The sequence below is a fragment of the Pseudomonas sp. HY7a-MNA-CIBAN-0227 genome (assembly GCF_040310325.1).
Classification (GTDB): domain Bacteria; phylum Pseudomonadota; class Gammaproteobacteria; order Pseudomonadales; family Pseudomonadaceae; genus Aquipseudomonas.
Genome location: NZ_JBEOPT010000051.1, coordinates 1 through 359, shown reverse-complemented (window position 1 = coordinate 359; position 359 = coordinate 1). Strand labels below are relative to the sequence as shown.

Below are 359 nucleotides of genomic sequence, written 5' to 3'. Positions count from 1 at the left end.
CCGCCTTCGTTAACTTCACCCGATGCAGTCAACTTGATGGTCGACGGAGTTTCAGTATCGATAACGGTGGTGCCCGCTGGCGTATCGCTGACGGTCAGTTTCTCGTACTTCTCGCCGCCGCTGACCACTTGGGTAATGGTGTTGGAGATCGCGGGATTAACGTAAACGTCCGCCGGAACAGTGATGGTTGCGGTGCCCGACGAAGCGTTGTTGGCGATGGTGATGGTTTCGCCGTTGGCCAGTTTTACGACCAGGTCGGAGCCGAGGTTTAGAACCGGCTTGCCGTCTTTGCCAACGAGGCTCGCGGTGTAAACAATATCGCCGCCTTCGCCGATGCTTGGGGTGGCGTGGAGAGAAAC

General features: G+C 57.4%; 1 protein-coding gene. It reads right to left on the bottom strand.

All coding sequences use genetic code 11. The features are described from left to right. Positions 1-359, bottom strand: a 359-nt coding sequence (locus AAEZ06_RS26915) for an immunoglobulin-like domain-containing protein (RefSeq protein ID WP_350617115.1), incomplete at both ends; no start/stop codon positions are given.